The following is a 23032-nucleotide window of genomic DNA, read 5'->3' as shown; positions in this document are numbered from 1 at the left end:
TATAGCTATTAGCCTTTTATCACTTCATACATTTCTCTCTTTGTTTGGTCGTTTAAGACAGAAGACCAAGCTTCTTCGTATGTTGATTTTGCACGATCAAATCTGCTTACAAACTGTTTCATATTTCTAGGATTTAATAGTGTTTCTTTCACTGTTTTAATCCCCATACGTTCCACCCATGGAGCCGTTCTTTCTCCATAATTCGCATTTTCACGATAATATTGAACAAATGCCTTGGCCATTGTAATTACTTCTTCTTCTGTTTGAACTGTTGTTAAGCTATCGCATTCACGTACTTCTGTTCCGCCATTTCCGCCAATATATAATTGATAGCCATTTTCTACACAAATAACACCAAAGTCTTTTGTCAATACTTCTGCACAGTTTCTTGGACAGCCTGTTACTCCCATTTTCATTTTATGCGGAGTGTCGACCATTTCTAGTTCTTGTTCTAACTTAATGCCAAGTCCCAATGAATCTTGGGTGCCGAAGCGGCAAAATCTTGACCCAACACATGATTTTACGTTACGAAGCGATTTAGAATAAGCATAACCAGAACGCATTCCTAGCTCTTCCCAAACATGTGGGACATCTTCTTTCTTCACGCCATATAATCCAATCCGGCTTGCCCCGGTAATTTTCACTAATGGCACATTGTATTTTTTCGCTACCTCTCCGATTTTCACTAAATCCTCTGCAGTAGTTGTTCCGCCATACATACGAGGAATAATCGAGAAAGTACCATCTTTTTGAATATTCCCTTCCATTTTCTCATTAACAAATCTTGATGCCTTATCGTCCTCATACTCTTCTGGGAACAGCATACGCATATAATAGTTTAACGCTGGGCGGCATTTTGAACAGCCTTCTTCACTTGCAAAACCAAGCACCATTCTAACTTCTTTTGGAGATTTAAGCTGCATTTCTTTTATTTGTGCTACTACTTCATCACGAGTAAGTGTTGTACAGCCGCACATCCCTGTTTTTTGAATGGATGCATCAAAATTGTCACCAAGTGTATGCGCTAAAATCCCTTCAACTAGTGGTTTACATTTACCACAAGATGCTCCTGCCTTTGTACATCCTTTCACTTCTTCAAAAGTAGTTAATCCTTGCTCTAGGATAGAATGAACGATAGTACCTTTTGTTACCCCATTACAGCCGCATACAGTGTCATCTGCACTCATGCTTGCTGCTAAATCTTCTTCTGCGTCCTCCCCGCTCTTGCTCAATACTGAGGAACTTGTATACTCACTAATATCTGCTTGTTTCTTCAACATATTAAATAGCCGAGTTCCATCGGAAGCATCTCCGTATAAGACAATTCCAACAATTTTGTTATCTGTTACTAAAATCTTTTTGTAGACTTTTGCAAATTGGTCATGAACAATAATCGCTTCCGTATTTTCATCCTCATGGATTTTCCCTCCTGAGAATAAGTCACATCCTGCTACTTTCAATTGAGTAGAAAGAATTGATCCTTGATATCCTTTTCCTTCTTTGCCTGTTATATAATCGGCAAGAGCCATTCCTTGTTCATATAGAGGAGCAACTAATCCATAGGCAATTCCATTATGCTCTGCACATTCCCCTACTGCAAAGACAGATGGGTCAGATGTAACCATATGATCATTAACAATGATCGCGCGATTCACTTCTAACCCTGCCTCACGGGCAATTGCTACATTTGGTCTAATACCAACAGCCATTACGACAAGATCACAATCAACCGTTGTTCCATCTGTAAATTTCAATCCTTGAACTCGTTTATCTCCATATATCTCTGCCGTCTGTTTTTCCATTAAGAACTTCATACCTTGTGCTTCTAAATCTTTTCTAAGAAGATTTGCTGCTGCTGCATCTAACTGCTGCTCCATTAAAGTTGGCAATAAGTGAACAACATGAACTTCCATTCCACGATCTATTAATCCTCTTGCGGCTTCTAATCCTAGTAATCCTCCGCCAATAACAACCGCTTTTTTATAAGTCTTTGCTGTTTCCATCATTTTTTCCGTATCGTCAATGGTTCTGAATCCAATTACACCTTCTAAATCACTTCCAGGGATCGGTAAAATAAAGGCACTAGATCCTGTTGCAAGGATAAGTTCATCATATTCTATCGTTTTTCCTTTATCCGTAAGGACCGCTTTCTCTTCGCGATCAATCTTTATTGCTTTTTCGCCTGTTAAAAGATGAATATGATTCTCTTGATACCACTTCCAGTCATTAATATGAATATCATTTACAGTTGTTTTCCCTTGCAAAACATTTGAAAGCATAATCCGATTATAGTTTGGATAAGGCTCATCCCCAATAATCGTTATGTCAAAAAGGTCAGCATTTCTCTTCAATATTTCTTCAATCGTCCGAACTCCTGCCATTCCATTTCCAATCATCACTAATCTCTTTTTCATTTTCGTCCCTCCAAGACTTATCTAGTAAGGTAATTATTTTGTGAAATAAATCACATGGAAATCCATAATAAACAATCCGTTCATAAATTTCATAAGTCCTCTTATCACTATGCTAATGAGAATAGTCATATCCCCAAATTATCCTTCTTGACGATACACTCTATTGGAGTAAGGATTTTTTCATCATAGTGTTCAAAAGAAATAATTGAAATACATCTTTTGCAGTTTCATTATATATTCTTTTTAAGGTAAAAATGGAGTGGATTTTTGACGATTCCATGAACATCTTTTGTCATTTTTATGTCTAGCAGAAAATATAAAAAGATAATTAGACTAAAAGAAAAGCAGGCTGTTTTCGCATAGATTATTCTCACATGAAAATATGGAGATATGTATATAAAGATTTCAGTGTATATATCCATATTTCTACTGTTTTCACTGGAAAATATTATGATAAAATTAATCTAAAAATATAAGAATGTATAAGTTTCCCTTGTCTTCTTCATATTTCATATATTAACTACTTTCGTATTTATAAACGTAAAGATTTTTTAATTTAACGAAGAGCTTTAAAACAGTCTATTTAGCTATAACAGAAATAAGCTAAGGTCGTCTTAGTTTTATAGAGAGAAGGTATAAAAGTGGAAAAAGTTATAGTTGTTGGAGCTGCTGGAGTATTAGGCAAATTAATCTGTACTGAATTACTGAGAATATTTAATAATTCAATAAAGTTAGTAGTGACAGATTATAAAATTAAAAGAGGGGAAAATTTAGCAAACTCATTAAACAGTGGAGTAGAATTCCAATATTTAGATGTTGATAATGAAGAAAATATAAAAAAAGTAATTCGTAATGTGGATATTGTAATTGTTGGATTAAAACAGAAAACACCATCTATTCAAAAAACTTGTATAGAAAATAAAATATTGTGTATTGATGTCACCCCATTTTATGACTTTGTAGAGACAGTGCAGGAACTAAATCAACGTGCTGAAAAGAATAATACAGCTTCTGTTGTCATGTCCGGTTTTTTCCCTGGTTTATCTGGCTTGATCACACAAAAAGCTATTGCAGAGTTTCAGGAAATAACAGAAATAAATGTAGCATTATTACAAAATGTCAATGCCCAAGCAGGAGTTACTGGAATTTTTGATATGTTAAGTATAATTGCACAGCCAGTTAAATTTCAAAATAATGTCCTTTCGGGATTTACCAAAAAAAGAAAGATGCATTTTCAAAATCATGCAAAAGAAAAGGTGGTAAGACTTATAGAACATTCAGAGAAAAAGATTATAAAAGAGAAATTGACAGTTGCACCAATATATTATTGGACTTCTTGGAATGTCATTCCTTTTAATAAATTAGTCTCTTTACTTAGAAAGATTGGTCTTTTAAATATACTTCAAAATCTTAATAAGAAATTGGTTTCTAAAGTAGTAAAACACAAACCTAATAAGAATGAAAATGCTTTTCTTACCGTTGAAGTAAAAGGGAATATCGATAATAAAAAAATGATAAGAACAATTTCCTTATCTACTTTTTCAGATTATCATACAACAGCAATAGTTACAGCTTCATTGGCCAAGATCGCTCTAAAAACAGATATAAAAGGTGTGGTTTATCCTTTTGAAATTACAAATTTGGATGAACTATTATCTATGGCCAATTGCTCTAGTATTATAGTAGAAGATGTCAAAAAACAACAATGATATTAAATTTACGTTATCATCCTCAGAAACGTTGTTATTGATCTCTTTTACTATCTCAAACCTAGGAAAATGAAAGTAGACAACCTAATAGGTTCTGATTAGTTCTGTATTCGAAAAAAAGGTTTATATGGACGTTGGTAACAATATGCAGAAAATGGGTACGGTAACAAAAACAAGTTATAAGAAATATTAGAAATGGAACAACAAGAAGAGCCATTATCCACATATCGCATACAGTTGAGTGTAGCTAATAAAGATACACATCTGCCAGTGATTTATTCCAAGTTCTATTCACATACGGGTCGATTCCATTCTCTTGAAGTTTCTGGAGATGTTTCTAACATTCTTAGGGGAGTAATTAAACTGTAAGAGCTGTATTTTTTTAAACGCTTCCGAACAGCAGCAATCTATACGAAAAGAAAAGAAGGGCAAACCTGCAAATATATGCAGGTCTGCACCTTCCTAGCGATTCTCACCATTTGATTCAATTACTTCTTTATACCAATAAAAGCTCTTCTTCTTGATTCGACGAAGATCATGTGTTCCCTCTTCATGCTGATTGATATAGACAAAACCATATCGTTTTTGGAAGCCATTCAGCCAGCTTAACAGATCTGTAAAAGACCACACACAATATCCTAGCAGATCTACACCATCCGTAATAGCTTCTTGCATCGCATTTATATGTGCTCGAATAAAATCAATACGGTAATCATCATTGATGATATCGCCTTCTTCTAGTTTATCAAAAGCACCTAAGCCATTTTCACTAATAAGAATAGGAAGCTGATATCTATTTGTAATCCTGCGAAGAGCGATCCGCAATCCTTGTGGATCAATATTCCAATCCCAATCCGTTCTTTCCAAGTTTGGATTTTCGACTGTTTTAAACACTCCAGGAATTCCTGAATCCTGCGAAGTTCCCTTTTTACCAGTAGTGTTCATTTCAGCACTGCCTACTCCGCCTTCTAAAGGATTTTTCTCAAAGGTCGTTGTTTGATAATAGTTAAGTCCCATGAAATCTGGAGTGCCTTCTCGTAATAATTCAAAATCTCCCTCTTCAACCTCTGGAGCCAATCCATTTGCTTCTAAATAATTCCATGCAGCTTCTGGATATCTGCCCCAAGCATACATATCCATCCACCAATGACTATTTAATTCTTCTGCATTCTCTGCTGCAATAATATCTTCTGGCTTTGAAGTTAAAGCATATGCAGGAGAATAAGCAAAGCTAGGTCCAATTTTCCCACTTGGGACATATTGGCGGAAAGCCTTGATAACACTAGCGTTCGCTAAATTCGCATGATGGTTCACTTGATAGAATCGTTTTTCATCTGTTACTCCAGGTGGATGCACAGCCATTCGATAGCCTAAACCAGTGAAAATATTTTGTTCATTTAAACTTACCCAATATTTCACTCGATCTCCAAATTGCTTAAATAATTCAATACTATAATTCGTAAAATCCTCAATAATTTGACGCGATTCCCAACCACCATATTCATCTTGCAATGCTTGTGGAAGATCCCAATGATAAAGAGTTAGCACTGGCTCAATTTTATATTTAATTAATTCATCAATTAAATCATTATAAAAGTCAATTCCCGCTTGATTTACCTCTCCTTTTCCATTCGGAAAAATCCGCGTCCAAGCAACAGAAAATCGATATGCCTTCATTCCCATTTCAGCCATTAACTGTACATCTTCTTTATAACGATGATAATGATCTACCGCTATATCTCCATTTGTACCTTTAAATGTTTTTCCTGGTATTCTAACAAACGTATCCCAAATGGATACTCCCTTGCCATCCTCATTCCATGCACCTTCTACTTGATAAGCTGCCGATGCAGCACCCCAAAGGAAGTTACTAGGGAACGCTTTCAAAGATTGGTGAATCATTTGGCTACACTCCTTATTCGATAGACTTAACATTAATTATTTAACTATACACATTCCACTATCAAAGGTATAGTTGATTATAAAATAAGTATATACATATAATCATATTTTGGCAACTTTTGTATATTAAATAATTATGACAGTTCATGGGTAATAGACTTTTATATGAATGCCTATATTTAGCCTAAAACTTATAATTCCATCATATATAGTGGAAGAGCTGAAACTAATTCTAAATCGCTTTTTGGTTCCAATCACAAAGATAATAAATTCAACTTTTTTAAACAGCGAAGAATGATTTACTATCAATCCCTAACTATATGCTATTATTAATTTATAACAACATTCTTCAGGAGGAATCCATCAATTGAAAAAAACAGTAAATGTAGTAGCAGGAATTATTGAAAACCATCAAAATGAAGTATTATGTGCACTTCGTTCCCCTCAAATGACTATTCCAAATAGATGGGAATTCCCTGGTGGGAAAGTCGAAAAAGGGGAGGATATCTATACTGCACTTGAGAGAGAAATTAAGGAAGAATTAGGATGTATAATAAAAGCAGACGAACTTTTCCATGAACATACACATGAATATGATACATTTATCATTACGCTAATTTGTATTAAAGCTAAAATCATCGATGGAACACCAGCTGCTAGTGAACATTCCAAACTAGTATGGTTAGAGAGAGAGAATTTAGATTCATTAAAATGGGCGCCTGCAGATATTCCAGCAGTGACAGCATTAATAAATGAAAAATAAAAAAATGCTAGGACTTCACCCTAGCATTTTTTTACACCTTTACTACAAACTCATTATAAATCCTAGTTGGTAATGTATGTTCCAACTCCATAATCACAGTAATTGGTTTATCTCCTTCGAATTCTATGGTATTCCCTTTCCCTATATAAATATAAGGTTCTGTTTTCCCATCTATCTCTTTATATTTACGAATAAATAAATGTAAATGTATCCCCCTCTCTTTATTATAAATAATATTTTTTCCTCTATCAGAACTTTGACTAGTACTATTTGGTGTTTGCCATTGGAAGGTACTCTCATCAATTATTTTATCTTTATAATTGATACTTTCTTTAATATCCTCCTCCTTATGAAGATCTATATAAAGAAAATACTCATTACCATTTGTTAGAAGTCCCGAACCTCTAAAGGAACTATGGATTTTGCGATAATTAGATAATAAAGCAGCATCTATCATTTGATATTGTTCATATAATTTAAAATGTGGGATACCATAATACGTTTCTTTAAATTCCTTTTCATATCGAAAAATCCCATACATTATACAGTCTTCTACATATATTCGAAATGGTTCCTTTTCCAATATTCGCTTAAAAGGCTCTGTTTTTACTAATTTATTATTCTCATAGATACAAAGTTGAAGCTTTCCTTTCTTTTGCATAGTATCATAATAATTTTGGTTTAAATTTTCAAAAGCATGTATAATACTATCGTCATCCACTCTTTCCACATACTTCAAAATTTCTTGTTTTGCATCTTCTAGAGTAATTTCATTTGTTTCTAGCAAATTTTTTAATATAACAAACTCATATATCCGTTTAAGGGGAAGTTTACTGGATAACTCTTTTAATACACTTTCAAAATTAATATCCGATAGTAATTCTTTAAGCTTAATATCTTTTTCTACTTTCGCAACAAATTGAAGATAACTTTTTTCTTTATCAATAAATTTGATTGGATCAGGTGATCCATCATATTTTAAATAATCCACTAAAAGGTAGGGGGTTTTCCCACTGTTAAGCTTCTTAAATTCATAATATTCTTCTTTTAAATACTTCATAGAATTAAAGTTCTCTTTGTCAATTTGTGCTAGAATTCTTTCTTGAGAAATTCGATCCATTTGTATATGTGTACTACCTGGTATATTAGCAAAACTTGTTGCAATAGCAACCTTTAAGCTTTCTTTATCGTAATATCTACTTCCATTTAAAGCGATAGCAATTAAAAAAGTTTTATTATGATTTCCGATAAAATCCAATACTGTAAGAAAGCTTTTCCCCTCATACTTTCTTAACCCTCTACCTAATTGTTGAATAAATACAATTGGAGAATTAGTTGGTCTTAACATTAACACCGTATTTACCGTAGGAATATCTACTCCTTCATTAAAAATATCGACCGAAAAAATAACTTCTAATTCATCAGCATCGTCTTCTAATTTATTTATATAATGAGCCCTTTGATCAACACTCATTTCTCCAGTTAAACATGCACTTTTATAGCCTCTTTTGTTGAATTCTTCTGTCATATATCTTGCATGTTCTATACTAGCACAGAAACCTAAACACTTTCTTTTTTGTCCATCATGTTGATAAAAGCGCATTTTCTCAATAATAAAATCTACTCGCTCATTAACTTTTAATCTTTTCGTTATCTCAGTAATATCATTAATATCGACACCACTTAAATCAACTTCTTCTATATCCGTGATTCCAAAATAATGAAAAGGAACAACTAATTCATCATCTAACGCCTCATGTAGTCGTACTTCAATGGCAACATTATTGTCAAAAAGATCAAAAACATTTTGATTATCTGTTCTCTCTGGAGTAGCTGTCATTCCAAGTGTAAATTCTGGATCAAAATATTGTATGACCGATTGATAACTATTACTAGTTGCATGATGCGCTTCATCGAAAATAATGTAATCAAAATGATCTTTACTAAATTCACTATAGCATTTGGATAAAGTCTGGATCGTAGTAAATATGTAATCAGCATTTTTATCTTTATGATTTCCTGTTAATAAACCAAATTTAAAGTTCTCATTTGGTAATAGTTTTTCAAACGTTTCTTTAGCCTTCTTCAATATTTCTTCTCTATGTACAATAAACAACATTCGTTTTGGCTGATATTGTTTTACATCGAAAGCGGACATATAAGTCTTACCGGTACCAGTAGCAGCAATAACCAACGCCCTTTTTTCACCGAAAGAACGTAGTCTATTAAGGTTTTCCATTGCTCTTTTTTGCATTCTATTAGGAATGATATACTCACTTTGTTCATATATAAGCTGAGGCTTTTTGCCAGTATAACTGATAATAGAATTTACAAACTTCTCATAGTCATCAATAAATTGGTAATCAGCATCTGTCGTTATATCCCATAAATGATCATATTCCTTTTTAACATTATGGATAAAAGGAGTATTCTCCTTAGAGACAAGTTTCACATTCCATTCTACATTACTTTTTAATGCACTCTGAGTTATATTAGATGAACCAATAATGACCTTATAGTTCTCTTTATTTTCGAATATATATGCCTTCGTATGAAAACCTGTTTCTTTATCTGTAACATATACTTTTAGATCAATATTATTGAATTCATTAATTTTTCTTAAAGCTTTTCCTTCCGTAAAATTCAAGTAAGTAGACGTAATAATCTTCCCTTTTATACCATTCCTTTCCGCTTCCTTTAATGAATCTAAGAGCAACTGCAATCCACTAAAATTAACAAATGCAACACTAAAATAAAATCTTTCACACTCTCTAATCGCCTGTACTAATTCACTTAATAAATTTCCATTACCTGAATTCACAATTAGTTCTTTGTCCATAAGCTCTTAATATCTCCCTGTCTAGTTGTTCGATTTAATCAAATTTTTTTGGCATATACTAATTTCTCTTGTTAAAATTTGTAAAATAATAAAGTACTTTTAAATGGAAATAGTCTTATTTAAAATACATAAACTTTTTATCTCTTGCACCATCTATTCCTTTCCTTCCATAGTACTAATTCGTTACTATTATTGTACTAGATAATGGTAATTAAGCTATGAGATTTTCAATTTTTTCTCTTCAGTACTAAACTTTATTAAATTCTTTCTAATTATAAACCAAAATATTTCCAATTTTATTAATTAACTTTCTTTTAGACCACAGCCCTACGTATAATCACATTAACAAAGTCCCAAACTAAAAATCGTGAAATTTTCCCCATTATGCTTCTTTATTTTTGATACAATAGAACTAATTTTTCCGATTGTGGATTATATAGAAAGGAGTAATGCACTATATATTTCTATAAAATAGAATTTTTTTAACATTAAAGGATTTTTCAAAAATGGTTCTAAATTATCTACAAATATAGGCAATTGACCTGAAGTGATTTTATACTTCTCATTTCATACCAAATGGTCATTTCTTAATAGGAAAACTATGCCTTCGAGATTAATAGATTAATTCTGCAGCCATTCCATCAATCTTTTAATTGAATATCAGCCAAACAACTTAATAGTTTTATTGTCAAAGAAGAAAGGAATTTTCAACGATGAGAAACAAAGAAAAGACAACTCGCAAAAAATCAATACGTGTTAAATTAATCGGAATTATTGGTCTTACCCTATTAATTACTATCCTAGGATCTTCTTCTCTCTACTATGGTTATTCTAACAATACTTTAAAAAATGTTTATAAAGAAGAAAACGAAGCATCTGCCGTTAGTTCAGCTAAAAGCATCCAAATCTTTTTAAGTAAACATGAAAAATCAGTAGAAGAGCTTTCTTTACATATTGCCAGTTTGTATGACGATAAAGGAGAAAATGAAACGATTCTTCAATTGTTAGAGAATACAAAGTCTCATGATGAATCACTAGTTGCTGCTTATTTTATTGATGCTGAATCAGGCAGAATGGATATTGCTCCATGGGTTGATTTTGGGAATGCATTAGATACGAGAGCATTTAAAGAAACAAAAGAAGCAGATACCACCCACTGGATGGAAGTTTACAAAGATAATGTTACAGGCGATATGATGACTTCCGTTATCACACCAGTAAAAAAGAATGGTCAGCTTATTGGGGTATTAGGATACGATATTTCATTAGATGCTATTGGTGATTTAAGAGAGCAGTTACAACAAGGAAAAGAAAATAAATTATTGGTTTTGGATAATCAAGGGGTTGTAGTCACTTCCTTCTTGGACGCAAATGGAAAAAATCTTTCCATTCAACAGAGTGGAAAAATTAAAGATGTAGAAGATGTAATGAAAGATAAAGCAGCCTTTAAAAGAGAATTTAATTGGGTAGACTCCTTATACGATAAAGATACAGTGGATACAACTGCATCCTTTGAAGGTAGTTCTTATCAAGTAAATTCTTCGACGATTGAAGAGACTGGTTGGAAAGTGGTTTCAGTGACAGCAGATAGTGTGATTTCCAAGAAATTAAAAGGTATTACATGGATTGGATTAGGCACTAGTGCAGGTGGTTTAATCATTGGTATCATAATTGCTTACTACCTTTCCAAAATGATTCTTAACTATTTACGCAAATTTAATGAAGCAACAGAAAAAGCTTCCAAAGGGGATTTAACCGTTTCTTTGGCTATTAATAGCGATGATGAAATCGGTGAATTTTCTAAAAATTTTAATACGATGTTAGTAAATATTCGACATATGACGAAAAAAATCCAAACTGATTTTTCTAAAGTGAAGGAGACTTCCCAAAGTTTAACTGAAATTGCTTCTCAAAATAGTGCTTCCATTGCAGAAGTTACAAGCTCAATAGAAGAAATAGCTACTGCTAATAGCCAGCAATCTTCAGAAGTTGAAAAAGGCTCCATGGCCATTCAAGAGTTAAATGAAACAATTAATCGATTGGTGGCACAATCAAAAAATATGGAATTTTCCCTGCAAGATGCCCATCAAGAAGTGGGGTCTGGAAGAACAAATGTAACAAACTTAGAAAGTTCGTATCAAAATTTAGAAAGCTCATTATCAAAGGTTGCTTTCATTGTTAATGATTTAAGTGATAAATCTAAAAACATTTCCCAAGTTACTGAGGTTATTAAGCAAATTTCTGAACAGACTAACTTACTATCTTTAAATGCAAGTATCGAGGCTGCACGTGCTGGTGAACACGGACGTGGTTTTGCAGTAGTAGCAAATGAAGTACGAAATTTAGCAGAACAATCGAAGGAATCTGCTGAACATATTCAAAATATTATTTACTCTGTTATCCAAGATACTGCTCAAGCTGTAACAATGATGAAGGAAACAAATACGATTAGTGAACAGCAAAAAGATGCGGTAAATAACGTTACTGATTCCATTAATCAAATCACTAATTCTTTAGAAAAAATTGTGGAAGATATTCAAGTAGCGAATCATGCAATCCATGAAATCGATGTGCAAAAAGATGTGGTAGGTGGCATGATTAATGAAATCTCTGCTTCCTCAGAAGAAACAACTGCTTCTACAGAAGTAATCTTATCTTCTATGGAAGAACAATCTGCTTCTACAGATGAAGTGAAACAATATGCTGATTCTCTCACTACATTGATTGAGACAACAGAAGCTGAAATAGCAAGGTTCAAAACAGAATAAAAATGGATGCCGAGATCAAAACGGCATCCTTTCTTTTTTATCCTATAATTTCGCAACCTATCCTAGCGATCATCAACAAGATTTTACTATAAAAAATAAGATCAATAAAATTCAAAATTTTCCTTCTAAACTCTAAGTTTGCTAGACTAGGGCAGATTGGAATGAATGGTATAACTTTTTTCCATAAAAAAGAGCCAACTTCTAGCAGAAGTTCACTCTTAGTCATGAACTCTTGATTATTTATTTTCCTATGGCAGCTCCATCACTTCTTGGGTCGACACCACCATATAAAAATCCTTGTTCATCGATCAAAATAGCATTTGCATGCCCCATAATTCCGTCAAATGCTTCTACTCGGTTTACGGTATGACCAGCCTTTTGCAGCTTTTCCAAAACATTTGCCGAAATACGGTTTTCTATTTTTAGCTCTTCGGTTTTTTCTCCCCATGTACGCCCCCATACAAATCGTGGCTCACTTATTGCTCTTTGGGGATCAAGTCCATATTCAAGCATTCTAGTAATCATCAAAGTTTGTGTCTGCGGCTGGCCTTCCCCGCCTTGTGTACCATACAACACATATGGTTTATTCTCTTTAAAAGCCATGGCAGGCATCAAAGTATGGAATGTCCGCTTATTTGGCTCCAATGTATTGACATGATTAGGATCAAGTGAGAAAAATGACCCTCTATTTTGCATAGTAATCCCCGTATCTCCTGCAACCACACCAGAACCAAATTCAAAATATAGACTTTGAATAAAAGAAACAGCATTCCCATCTTTATCCACAACAGCGGCATGGGCTGTATCGCTTCCAACAGGGCGCGAAGTATAATCTGCTGTATATTCTAATGAGATGGAATCCGCCATCTCCTTTGCATACTTTTTGCTTAATAGCTGCTCTAATGGAATGTCATGAAATGTCGGATCTGTCAGATGCTCATTCCGGTCTTGAAAGCTTCGTTTCACTGCTTCTATTATTAGCTGATAATATTCATAGGATTCATACGGAATGGATGAAAAATCGAAATTTTCTAATATATTTAAAATCATGAGTCCCACAAAGCCTTGTGAATTGGGAGGAGCCTGATACATAGTATAAGAGCGATAGGTACTAGCAAGCGGTTCACTCCATTCCCCTTTATGTGCGGCAAAATCTGCTATTGTTAAATAGCTGCCTTTTTTCTGCAAACCAGAAATAATTCTGTTGGCCAGTTCTCCTTTATAAAAATCATCTCTTCCATTCGCTCCTAATTGTTTTAACGTGTTCGCTAAATTCTTTTGCACAAACCGAGAAAATTTTTCTGGAACCTTTCCATCTGGCAGAAAAACAGCCGCAGTTTCTTCTATATTTCTTAAAAGTCCCTCATTTTTCACCGTATTTTCATATTGATCATTAGAAAGAGGAAATCCCTTTTCTGCATATTCAATAGCAGGCTGTAAGACTTCTGCAAGAGTCATGCTTCCATATTCTTTTAAGATAGCATCCCAGCTATCCACCATGCCAGGAACAGTTAGAACACTTTCTATTCCTCGAAAAGGAATGCTCTCTTTTCCCTTAAACATTTCTCTTGTAACAGCCGCTCCTGACTTCCCACTTCCATTATAAGTACGCACTTTCCCTGTCTTTTCCTTATAAGTCAGCCAAAAAGAATCTCCCCCAAGACCAGTCATATGCGGATATACTACAGCTAAGCAAGCACTCACAGCAACAGCAGCATCAAATGCATTGCCTCCCTTTTGGAGAATTTGTTCACCTGCTTGTGAAGCTAAATAATGTGGACTTACAATCATTGATTCTGTGCCTACTATTACTTTATTCAACTTACTATTTCCTCCTTAAGTCCAACATTAATCGCTGCTTTATTGTCTTCTTTCCCTTTATCGCTTGTAAATATAAACAATATGGCACCAATGATTAATAACCCGCCGGCTAGATAAAATCCGAATTCTAGACTGCCAGTTTTATCAGCGAAATACCCCGTAATATATGGAGCAAATATAGAAGAAAGCATCCCGCTAAAGTTAAAGAATCCATAAACTCTTGAATACATAGACTTTGGAGTAATATCTGCCATATATGAAATTAATACTGGATCCAGCGCTAATTTTCCAAGCAAACCATATAAACATAATCCGACAATCAGCAAGGAATAATTGTCTGTATAAGGAATTGCAAATTGACAAATTGCTCCAGCTAATGCCAGCGCGATAATGAGCGGCTTTTTACTTTTAATGCGATCAGACAAGAAGCCAAATAGAATAGCACCTGGAATGGAAGCCCAAGGCACTAAAGAAGAAATAATCCCAGTTTGGGAGGCCTCAATGTCTCTTGCTGTTTGTAAGTAATAAGGAAGCCATGTCAGCATACCGAAAAAACCATATAAGGAACAAAAGATTAAGATATATACAAAAATATGATTTTTAGTGAAAATTTTCTTCATCTCGACTTTTTCATATTCAGATTCTACTTTCTTCTCCTTATGTGAATTGTCACGAACAAATATGCCTATTAAAATAGCAACCAAAACGGTAGGGATTGCAAAAACATAAAACGGAAACTGCCAGCCTTTATTTAATGTGTAGGTAAAATAACTGGACGACATAAATCCTAACGAAATACCAAAAGCCATTCCACTGTTAATAATGGCTGATACTAAGCCGCGATATTTCTTTGGGGTTATCGTAGAAGAGATACCATACTGTGAACCATAATAAGTACCTTCTCCTAAACCAGTAATTGCTCTCATAATTAAAAACATCGCAAACGTCGTGGAAGCACCACTTAAATAGGTACCAACGCCAAAAACGATAAAGCCAATTACTAACACCTTTACTCGCCCAAATTTATCTGCCAAAAAGCCAGTAGGGATTTGCATAAAAGCATAGGCAGCAAAAAATACTGTAGCCATTAACCCTAGTTCGGTTTGGTTTAAGTTCCATTCTTCTCCAATGCTTCCCATGACTGGTGATAGAATATTACGATCTGCATACATAAATACCCAGCCTAAAAAGAATAAAAAGATAACAAGGATAGGATGTGATTTTTTCATATTGCAATCTCCTTTTCTGAATGTTGGGACAATTGTAACATGAGTAAAATAATAAAATCTGTTTCTTGTCAGAAAGTCTCACACGATTTTTTCAATAAGAAAAAATTTTCAATTAAAACCTTTCGTATTGTTGTAATAATAATAGCAATCAATTCCATAAAGTTCTCCATAGAGACTTATAGGTTTCCAAACGAAAATGAAAACAATAAGTTTATGTAGATTTTCCTCTCTCCTAAAGAACCAACATATAAATCCTTATCCAAGTAGGATTTTTCAATAAAAAAAGAGAAGCAGCAACATACTGATTCTCTCCTCTAAACTCTATAAAATAACATTCTATGTGAAATTTCTTATATAATCCCTTGTTCTATCATAGCATCCGCTACTTTAATGAAACCTGCTATATTAGCACCTGCAACTAGGTTTCCTTTCGCTGCATACTCCTCAGATGCTTGGATACTTTTACTATAAATATTTTTCATAATTGCTTGTAACTTCTTGTCTACCTCTTCTTGCGTCCAAGCTATTCGTGCACTATTTTGGGCCATTTCTAAAGCGGAGACTGCCACCCCGCCTGCATTTGCTGCTTTGGCAGGTGCAAATAATACTTTATGCTCGATAAAGGTATCGACTGCTTCAAGAGTAGAAGGCATATTTGCCCCCTCGCCTATTGCTTTTACTCCATTGGCAATTAATTTTTCAGCTGATTCTTTATTCAGTTCATTTTGTGTTGCACATGGCAGGGCAATATCACATGGAATCGTCCAAATACCTGTGTATCCTTCTTCGTAGATAGCATCAGGATGTCTATTCACATATTCATAGATTCTTTTGTTTTCCACTTCTTTTAATTGTTTCACTGTATCAAGGTTTATTCCATTTGGATCATACACATAACCGCCGGAATCGCTGCAAGCAATCACTTTAGCCCCTAACTGTATCGCTTTCTCCATCGCATAAATCGATACATTTCCCGAACCAGAAACTACTACCGTATTGTCTTCAAAACCTAGTCCCTGACTTTTCAGCATTTCTTCCACAAAGTACACTAAGCCATATCCAGTTGCTTCTTTTCTCCCTAAGCTTCCACCATATCCGATTCCTTTTCCAGTTAAGACACCTGCTTCATAAGCACCTTTTAATCGTTTATATTGTCCAAACATATAGCCAATTTCTCTTGCTCCTACTCCGATATCTCCAGCAGGCACATCGATATCCGGACCGATATGCTTACTAAGTTCAGTCATAAAGCTTTGACAAAAACGCATTATTTCGAAATCGGATTTCCCCTTCGGATCAAAGTCAGAACCGCCCTTTCCGCCGCCTATGGGCTGACCGGTTAATGAGTTTTTAAAGATTTGCTCAAATCCAAGAAATTTAATAATACTGGCATTAACAGAAGAATGAAATCTTAGTCCTCCTTTATATGGTCCAATTGCATTATTAAATTGGACACGATAGCCGCGGTTTACTTTTATATTTCCATTATCGTCTACCCAAGGGACTTTAAAGCTAATTAGTCGATCTGGCTCAAGCATTCTTTCTAATACAGCATGTTTAATATATGTTGGATTTTTTTCAAGTACAGGAACTAAAGAATCGAGGACTTCTTTAACTGCCTGCTGGAACTCCTTTTCGTGAGGATTACGTTCTTTCACTTGATTTATTAATTGATTAATGTAATCTTTCACCGTTTGTGTTTGAAATTCTTCTTTTTTATCCAGCACTTTCATCCTTTTTCAGCCCCTATAATAAATTAATGTTAGAATATTCTCTTTTCTAAAAGTTGTTTTTATTTTATAATTTTATAATTAATAGGTACAATACTAATTTCGGATTGAATTCATGCGTTAAACGCATGAATGGAAAAGAGTGCAGACATGGAAATAAGACAAATACAGTATTTTTTGGAAGCTGCCAAAAGGGAACATATTACAGAAGCTGCCGATGCTTTGCATGTGGCCCAATCCTCTGTAAGTCGACAAATTTTCAATTTAGAAGCAGAATTAGGGGTCGAGCTTTTTATCCGTGAAGGAAGAAGCGTGAAGTTAACACCCCTTGGAAGAGTTTTTTTTGAGCGAATGAAACAAATATGGAGTATGATGGAAGACGCCAAAAGAGAAGTGGAGGAATCCCTTGATCCGGAAAAAGGGACAGTTAGAATTGCCTTTCCTATCAGTATGGCTGCTCATACGCTTCCCTCTATCATCTATTCTTTTCGTACCCGATATCCAGAAGCAAAATTCCATATGAGCAACGCCCTGTATTATGACCTTATCGATGGAGTTATTAATGGAGAATTTAATTTGGCAATGATTGCGCCAATGCCAAACCGAGAAAAGGAGGATAAAATTAACGGTGCTACATTATTTACAGAAAATATTGTTGCCCTACTTCCTCTTCATCATCCATTGAGCAATCAAAAAGAGTTACAGCTAAAAGATTTAAAGAATGATCCCTTCTGTGTCTTACCAGAAGGATTCGTATTCAGGGACCAAGTGGTTAAAGCATGTCATGATGCAGGATTTTCTCCACAGATTGCATTTGAAGGAAAAGACATAGATGCACTGAAAGGATTAGTATCTGCCGGGTTAGGAGTAGCCTTGATGCCAGAAATGACATTGGTGGATAACACACCACGTTCTACTTGCGTCATTCCCCTTTCAGATGTTAATCTGACGAGAACCGTTGGGGTTATTTATCCAAGTCATCGCAAACTACTTCCAACAGAATCACTATTTTACCAATTTCTCTTAGAGACATACGAAAGATTGAATGAGTTTAAAAAGTAAACAGCCAAAAAGGGTGTCAAAGCATATCAGCTGTGACACTCTTTTTACATTAAATCAGCAATTAACATCCCAAAATGCAAACGGAAGATGCTCCTTAGTTATCCAATCTCATAAATGAACATTTAATTTTCCTTATTTTGACTTGAATGTAACGAAATAATAGATAGTATGACAATATTTAATGATAATTACCTAAATTTCGTAATGAAGATATAGTCCCTAGTGCCATCGATTCAATTTTGTTCTTTTTGTTATCGTTTCCACTATCATTAGTAAGCGATGCCATTCAGCGGTTTAATGGATATAACGCCAAAAATATCTCCTAGCTTTCTTTCCATCTATGTATATTGACTTATTTGTAAAAAAAGATTTAGATTTAAAGAAATGGTTTATTGAGTACTACTAAATTTTTTTAAGGCTAGATAATGATATTAATGGAAAGAAAGGAACTTCTTAATATGAAAAGCATTCAAAGCCGTTTATTTTTTATGCTTCTTGCTTTCATTATCCTGCCCTATTTTTTAACGGTTTTAATTATTTATGGATATACAAAGGATAGTGTCGAACAGCATGAACTGCAAAACAGCAAAGAACAATTAGATAAATTATCCAAAGAACTAGAACAATATTTTAACGATATGATTAACCTTCCCTATATTTTATATAGAAATCCAGACTTTTTTCGGATTTTCACTAATGGCTATGAAGATTCCATTTATTTTAATCCAATTGCTATGGAAGAAAATATTGAAACTTTTTTCCTGATGCGTTCCGAAATCCGCCAAATTCGTTTTTATTTGGATAAGAATAAAGAATCATTCACTATTTATAATGGGATGATCAGCGCAAGAAAACCGCAAAATGATTTTATGAAGCTAGACTCCATGCAAGAGCTGATTCATTCAAATTCACGTTTTTTAATAGAGCCTCCCCATACGATTGGAAACTATAATAATGCCGCGATTATACCTGAATCAGACAAAACAGAGGTTATGACTATCCATCATAAAATATTGGATCCTCTATCCAAAGAATTTCTTGGGGTTATTACAATTGATATGGATCTAGACAAGTATGCACAGATTTGCAGGAATCTATTACAGGAGAAAGGTGATTCCATTTATCTTCTTAATGAACATGATATTGTAATGTATACAAATGTTCATTCCCTAATAGGAAAAACAGCAGATGAGAAATTCCTTCATGCCAGCCAGGATAAAAGCAATGATATTATCTTATCTAAAACATTATCAAAACCACTTCATCAGTGGAAAATCGTAAAGGTGACACCTAGTGATAGATTATTTTATGATGCTAGACAAACCGCTTACACCAACATACTGGTTGGGATAGGGGTGGGGGTACTAGGACTATTAATGATCAGCATCCTTGCCTATTATATATCACGTCCTATTAAAGTGCTCAGCCAAAAGGTGCTTTCTATTAAAGGAGGAAATTTAAATATTCCTTTTACCGACAACCGCGAAGACGAAATTGGTCATCTAGAAAAGCATATGAAAGAAATGTTGGAGCGTATAAATCTCCATATTGATCGGGAATACAAATTGGAGATTGAGAATAGAAAAAATCAATTACGAGCACTTAAATCTCAAGTGAATCCTCACTTTCTATTTAATGCTCTTCAATCCATTGGAGCAGTTGCGCTGCAAAATAACTCTCCTAAAATCTATCAGCTTGTAACATCCTTATCAAAAATGATGAGATACTCTATCCGAGCAGATCAGTGGGTTCTAATTCGTGAAGAACTGGATTATATAAAAGCATACTTAACACTGCAACGGGAACGTTTTGGCAGTAAGCTAAACTACTCTATTCAGATAAGTGAAGCAATCCAAGGGATAAAAATCCCTAGTATGATACTCCAACCACTAGTAGAGAACTATTTTAAACATTGCTATGAACAAGGCTATTTTGATTCTTCTTTAAACATAACAGGCGAAATTAAAGAGGATTTTTTATATCTAATTGTTGAAAATGACTACTCAAGTTTATCAGCAGAAGAGCTGGAGACTATAAGGAGTAATATCTATCGTGCTCCTTATGCTGGCGAATTTTCTCACGAGCATATTGGTTTAAAAAATATACATGACCGTCTTCTTCTAAACTACGAATCAAAAGCAGGTTTAGAGATAGCTACAAACGAGAGACAAGGATTTATCGTAAAGCTATATATCCCGATGCAAAATTAAATAGATGGTTCATCATTGCGAACCATTCTTTTCGAGGAGGCTCATTCAATTTGAAAGTTCTTATTATAGACGACGAAATTAATGTACGATATGTTATTCGCTATATTGGTGAATGGAAAAAACACGGAATTACGACCATCTTAGAAGCTAGCAATGGAGAAGAAGCAATAAAAATCATCAAAAAACAAAAACCAGAAATTATCTTTACAGATGTGAAGATGCCGAAAATGGATGGAATAGAAATAATTGAGTGGCTAGATTCCATTTCCTATCCTGGTAAGGTTATTCTGATTACAGGATTTGACGATTATACCTATATGCGAAAAGCAATCCAGTGCAGCAGCTTTGATTATTTATTAAAACCGATTGAAGCTGAATCTTTAAACAATACTCTATCAAAAGCAGTACAATCATGGATAACCGAGAATAAAGATGCAGGTGTTTTAGAAGACGCCAAAAGACTGCGCTTGAATCAATTGGCTACACAAGCCTGTATGGGAGAAGAATTTGACTTAATAGAGCTTGCTTCTAGTCTTCCCGATACAGTTGAGTATGAACTAACGCTTATTTCTTTTTATCAGATGCACCATTCTGAGCCATATATCCAATTACTTGCCGATCAACTTATCGAAAAAGGAATAGGAAATGCTTTTACCCTTCAACATGATCATAGCCTTTGCTTAGTAATTACCACTAGCCAACAATGGCTGTCTGTTGAAGAATGGATTATTCAGCAATTCGATATCCCTATCCGAATCGTAAATGGAATGTCCCTTCTATCGTTAGGAAAAATCCATGAGTCTTATCAATCGATGCAAAAGGCAGTGGAAGAACAAAATTACCGGACGATTCACCGTTTAAATGATATAGACGATGCCAAGCGAATGCAGGATATTGTTTCATATGTGGATACTTATTATATGGAAGAATTAAGTTTAGAAAAACTTTCTAATCGATTTTTCTTAAGTCGCGAGCATATCTCTAGAAAATTCAAACAGCAAACAGGCATGCCTTTATCCAAATATATTATGAAACTGAGAATCGAGAGAGCTAAATACTTGCTTCGGGAAAAAGATGAAAACATTTATGCAATTGCTTTATTACTCGGTTATCAAGATGAAAAGTACTTTTCAAAATTATTTAAAAAAATGGTTGGCTTAACGCCATTTGAGTACAGAAACTGTCAAAAAACGTTGGACGCAAAGTAGATACCACCATCAATAATAAATGAGAGTGAAATAGCAGGAGTGAAATTATGACAAAGTGGACATTCACATGGCTTATTGCAGGATTGTTGATTGTTGCACTTTCAGCTTGTCAGCCAAAATCAGAAGAAGACTCAAGCGAAAGAAAAACAGCCGATGAACGCATCACACTAACTATCCGAAATCCAAAAGTAGAAATTTCTACCCAATTTGAAGAAATGGTGATGGCATATGAACGCGAACATCCAAATATAGATATTCAGGTTCACACTGTAGGTGGTGCTGCTGATGATCTTGCTGATTTGAAAGCCCAAATTGCAGCGGATAATGGTCCTGATATTTTTACAAATACTGGGTATGACAATGTGAAAATATGGAGTGACTATTTAGAAGATCTTTCCGATCAACCATGGATTCCTCATGCGTACAAAGACACCTTGAAACCAGTAACAATGGATGGCAAAGTGTATGGAATGCCCCTTAATATCGAAGGATATGGATTCATATATAACAAAGATTTATTTCATAAGGCAGGAATTCATACGCTTCCTAGAACATTATCTGAGTTACAGGCTACAGCACAAACATTAGAAGAATCCGGTATTACGCCCTTTGCAACTGGATATTATGAAGAATGGAAGCTTGGCGATCATCTCTTAAATATTGCATTTGCACAACAAGATGATCCTGAAGCATTTATTGACCAACTAAACAAAGGAACCACAAAAATTACGAACAATCAAAAATTCTTAGATATTATTTCTTTACTTGATACTACCATCAAATATGGAAACCACAATCCCCTAACAACAGACTATAATACAGAAGTTGATCTCTTCGCTTCGGGAAAAGCTGCGATGATTCAACAAGGCAATTGGATTCAGCCAATGATTGATCAGCAATCTCCGAACATGAACATTGGATTTCTGCCGATTCCTATTAACGAGGAACCAGCTGATGCAATCGCTGTTAACGTTTCTAATTATTGGGTAGTAAACAAGCAATCATCTGCTGAAAAGAAGAAAGCAGCCAAAAATTTTCTAAACTGGATGGTATTTTCAGAGCAAGGAAAGTCCTTTATGACGGAACAATTTAAATTCATTCCAGCTTTTGACCATATAGAGGCACACCATCTAGGACCGCTTGCAAAGGAAATTATGAACTACTATCAGACAGGAAAAACCCTTAGAGCCAACTGGTTTGCCTTTCCTAATAGTGCACGAGAAGAATTTGGATTAGCTATGCAATTATACGTGGGCAAACAGCTAAATCGAGATCAATTGCTGCAGGAATTTCAAAAATCTTGGGAAAAGGCTGCCGCTTCATCTTCCCACTAATTCCCGCCTTCTAATCGCTCCCTTTTGCAGGGAGCGATTTTTT

The 23032-nt window shown here is 34.5% G+C and carries 13 protein-coding genes; 7 read left to right on the top strand and 6 right to left on the bottom strand.

Annotated elements, in window-relative coordinates; translation table 11 throughout:
* Positions 1 to 8: 8 nt before the first annotated feature.
* Positions 9 to 2414, bottom strand: coding sequence for a nitrite reductase large subunit NirB (nirB, locus tag MHH96_RS12840; protein ID WP_341117525.1), 2406 nt, complete (start codon positions 2412 to 2414; stop codon positions 9 to 11).
* Between the two features lie 641 nt (positions 2415 to 3055).
* On the opposite strand from nirB, the gene MHH96_RS12835 reads away from it, so the two are divergent.
* A complete protein-coding gene (locus tag MHH96_RS12835) occupies positions 3056 to 4123 on the top strand; it encodes a saccharopine dehydrogenase NADP-binding domain-containing protein (RefSeq protein WP_047941448.1) in 1068 nt (355 codons plus the stop codon).
* Between the two features lie 462 nt (positions 4124 to 4585).
* Here the strand turns inward: MHH96_RS12835 and MHH96_RS12830 are convergent, their stop codons facing one another.
* Complete coding sequence (locus MHH96_RS12830) at positions 4586 to 6025, bottom strand: glycoside hydrolase family 1 protein (protein ID WP_047941447.1); 1440 nt, start codon at positions 6023 to 6025, stop codon at positions 4586 to 4588.
* A 367-nt stretch (positions 6026 to 6392) separates the two neighbouring features.
* Between MHH96_RS12830 and MHH96_RS12825 the strand changes: the two genes are divergently transcribed.
* Positions 6393 to 6788 (top strand): (deoxy)nucleoside triphosphate pyrophosphohydrolase, encoded by a 396-nt coding sequence (locus MHH96_RS12825; protein WP_047941446.1) that lies wholly within the window; start codon positions 6393 to 6395, stop codon positions 6786 to 6788.
* 31 nt (positions 6789 to 6819) lie between these two features.
* Here the strand turns inward: MHH96_RS12825 and MHH96_RS12820 are convergent, their stop codons facing one another.
* Entirely contained in the window at positions 6820 to 9627 is a 2808-nt protein-coding gene (locus MHH96_RS12820) for a DEAD/DEAH box helicase (RefSeq protein ID WP_047941445.1), read from the bottom strand.
* A gap of 713 nt (positions 9628 to 10340) precedes the next feature.
* Between MHH96_RS12820 and MHH96_RS12815 the strand changes: the two genes are divergently transcribed.
* Positions 10341 to 12395, top strand: coding sequence for a methyl-accepting chemotaxis protein (locus MHH96_RS12815; RefSeq protein WP_341117521.1), 2055 nt, complete (start codon positions 10341 to 10343; stop codon positions 12393 to 12395).
* 240 nt (positions 12396 to 12635) lie between these two features.
* On the opposite strand, the gene ggt is transcribed toward MHH96_RS12815, so the two are convergent.
* The 3 genes from ggt to gdhA all read right to left on the bottom strand — a co-directional run bounded on the left by ggt (position 12636) and on the right by gdhA (position 17178).
* Entirely contained in the window at positions 12636 to 14216 is a 1581-nt protein-coding gene (ggt, locus tag MHH96_RS12810) for a gamma-glutamyltransferase (protein ID WP_341117520.1), read from the bottom strand.
* A complete protein-coding gene (locus MHH96_RS12805) occupies positions 14213 to 15445 on the bottom strand; it encodes an MFS transporter (RefSeq protein ID WP_061800232.1) in 1233 nt (410 codons plus the stop codon). Before MHH96_RS12805 ends, ggt begins: the two co-directional genes overlap by 4 nt.
* 350 nt (positions 15446 to 15795) lie before the next feature.
* Positions 15796 to 17178 (bottom strand): NADP-specific glutamate dehydrogenase, encoded by a 1383-nt coding sequence (gdhA, locus tag MHH96_RS12800; RefSeq protein ID WP_061800233.1) that lies wholly within the window; start codon positions 17176 to 17178, stop codon positions 15796 to 15798.
* Positions 17179 to 17325: 147 nt separating this feature from the next.
* Here gdhA and MHH96_RS12795 point away from each other — a divergent pair, with 147 nt between their 5' ends.
* The 4 genes from MHH96_RS12795 to MHH96_RS12780 all read left to right on the top strand — a co-directional run bounded on the left by MHH96_RS12795 (position 17326) and on the right by MHH96_RS12780 (position 22989).
* Complete coding sequence (locus MHH96_RS12795) at positions 17326 to 18237, top strand: LysR family transcriptional regulator (RefSeq protein WP_016204111.1); 912 nt, start codon at positions 17326 to 17328, stop codon at positions 18235 to 18237.
* 458 nt (positions 18238 to 18695) lie between these two features.
* Complete coding sequence (locus MHH96_RS12790) at positions 18696 to 20447, top strand: cache domain-containing sensor histidine kinase (RefSeq protein ID WP_061800235.1); 1752 nt, start codon at positions 18696 to 18698, stop codon at positions 20445 to 20447.
* Between the two features lie 50 nt (positions 20448 to 20497).
* Positions 20498 to 21655 carry a response regulator transcription factor gene (locus MHH96_RS12785; RefSeq protein ID WP_061800237.1) on the top strand — a complete coding sequence of 386 codons (1158 nt, stop codon included), beginning with the start codon at positions 20498 to 20500 and terminating at the stop codon, positions 21653 to 21655.
* Positions 21656 to 21702: 47 nt separating this feature from the next.
* Positions 21703 to 22989 (top strand): ABC transporter substrate-binding protein, encoded by a 1287-nt coding sequence (locus tag MHH96_RS12780; protein ID WP_047941438.1) that lies wholly within the window; start codon positions 21703 to 21705, stop codon positions 22987 to 22989.
* The last annotated feature ends 43 nt before the right edge of the window (positions 22990 to 23032 follow it).

The sequence above is a fragment of the Niallia sp. FSL K6-0212 genome, from assembly GCF_038007605.1.
GTDB classification, from domain to species: Bacteria; Bacillota; Bacilli; order Bacillales; family Cytobacillaceae; genus Niallia; species Niallia circulans.
This window is presented reverse-complemented; position numbering and strand designations above follow the sequence as displayed.

Coding starts and splice junctions, on each gene's coding strand:
- nirB (WP_341117525.1), bottom strand. CDS start 2,414: ATGAAAAAGAGATTAGTGATGATTGGAAATGGAATGGCAGGAGTTCGG.
- MHH96_RS12830 (WP_047941447.1), bottom strand. CDS start 6,025: ATGATTCACCAATCTTTGAAAGCGTTCCCTAGTAACTTCCTTTGGGGT.
- MHH96_RS12820 (WP_047941445.1), bottom strand. CDS start 9,627: ATGGACAAAGAACTAATTGTGAATTCAGGTAATGGAAATTTATTAAGT.
- MHH96_RS12815 (WP_341117521.1), top strand. CDS start 10,341: ATGAGAAACAAAGAAAAGACAACTCGCAAAAAATCAATACGTGTTAAA.
- MHH96_RS12805 (WP_061800232.1), bottom strand. CDS start 15,445: ATGAAAAAATCACATCCTATCCTTGTTATCTTTTTATTCTTTTTAGGC.
- gdhA (WP_061800233.1), bottom strand. CDS start 17,178: ATGAAAGTGCTGGATAAAAAAGAAGAATTTCAAACACAAACGGTGAAA.
- MHH96_RS12795 (WP_016204111.1), top strand. CDS start 17,326: ATGGAAATAAGACAAATACAGTATTTTTTGGAAGCTGCCAAAAGGGAA.
- MHH96_RS12790 (WP_061800235.1), top strand. CDS start 18,696: ATGAAAAGCATTCAAAGCCGTTTATTTTTTATGCTTCTTGCTTTCATT.
- MHH96_RS12780 (WP_047941438.1), top strand. CDS start 21,703: ATGACAAAGTGGACATTCACATGGCTTATTGCAGGATTGTTGATTGTT.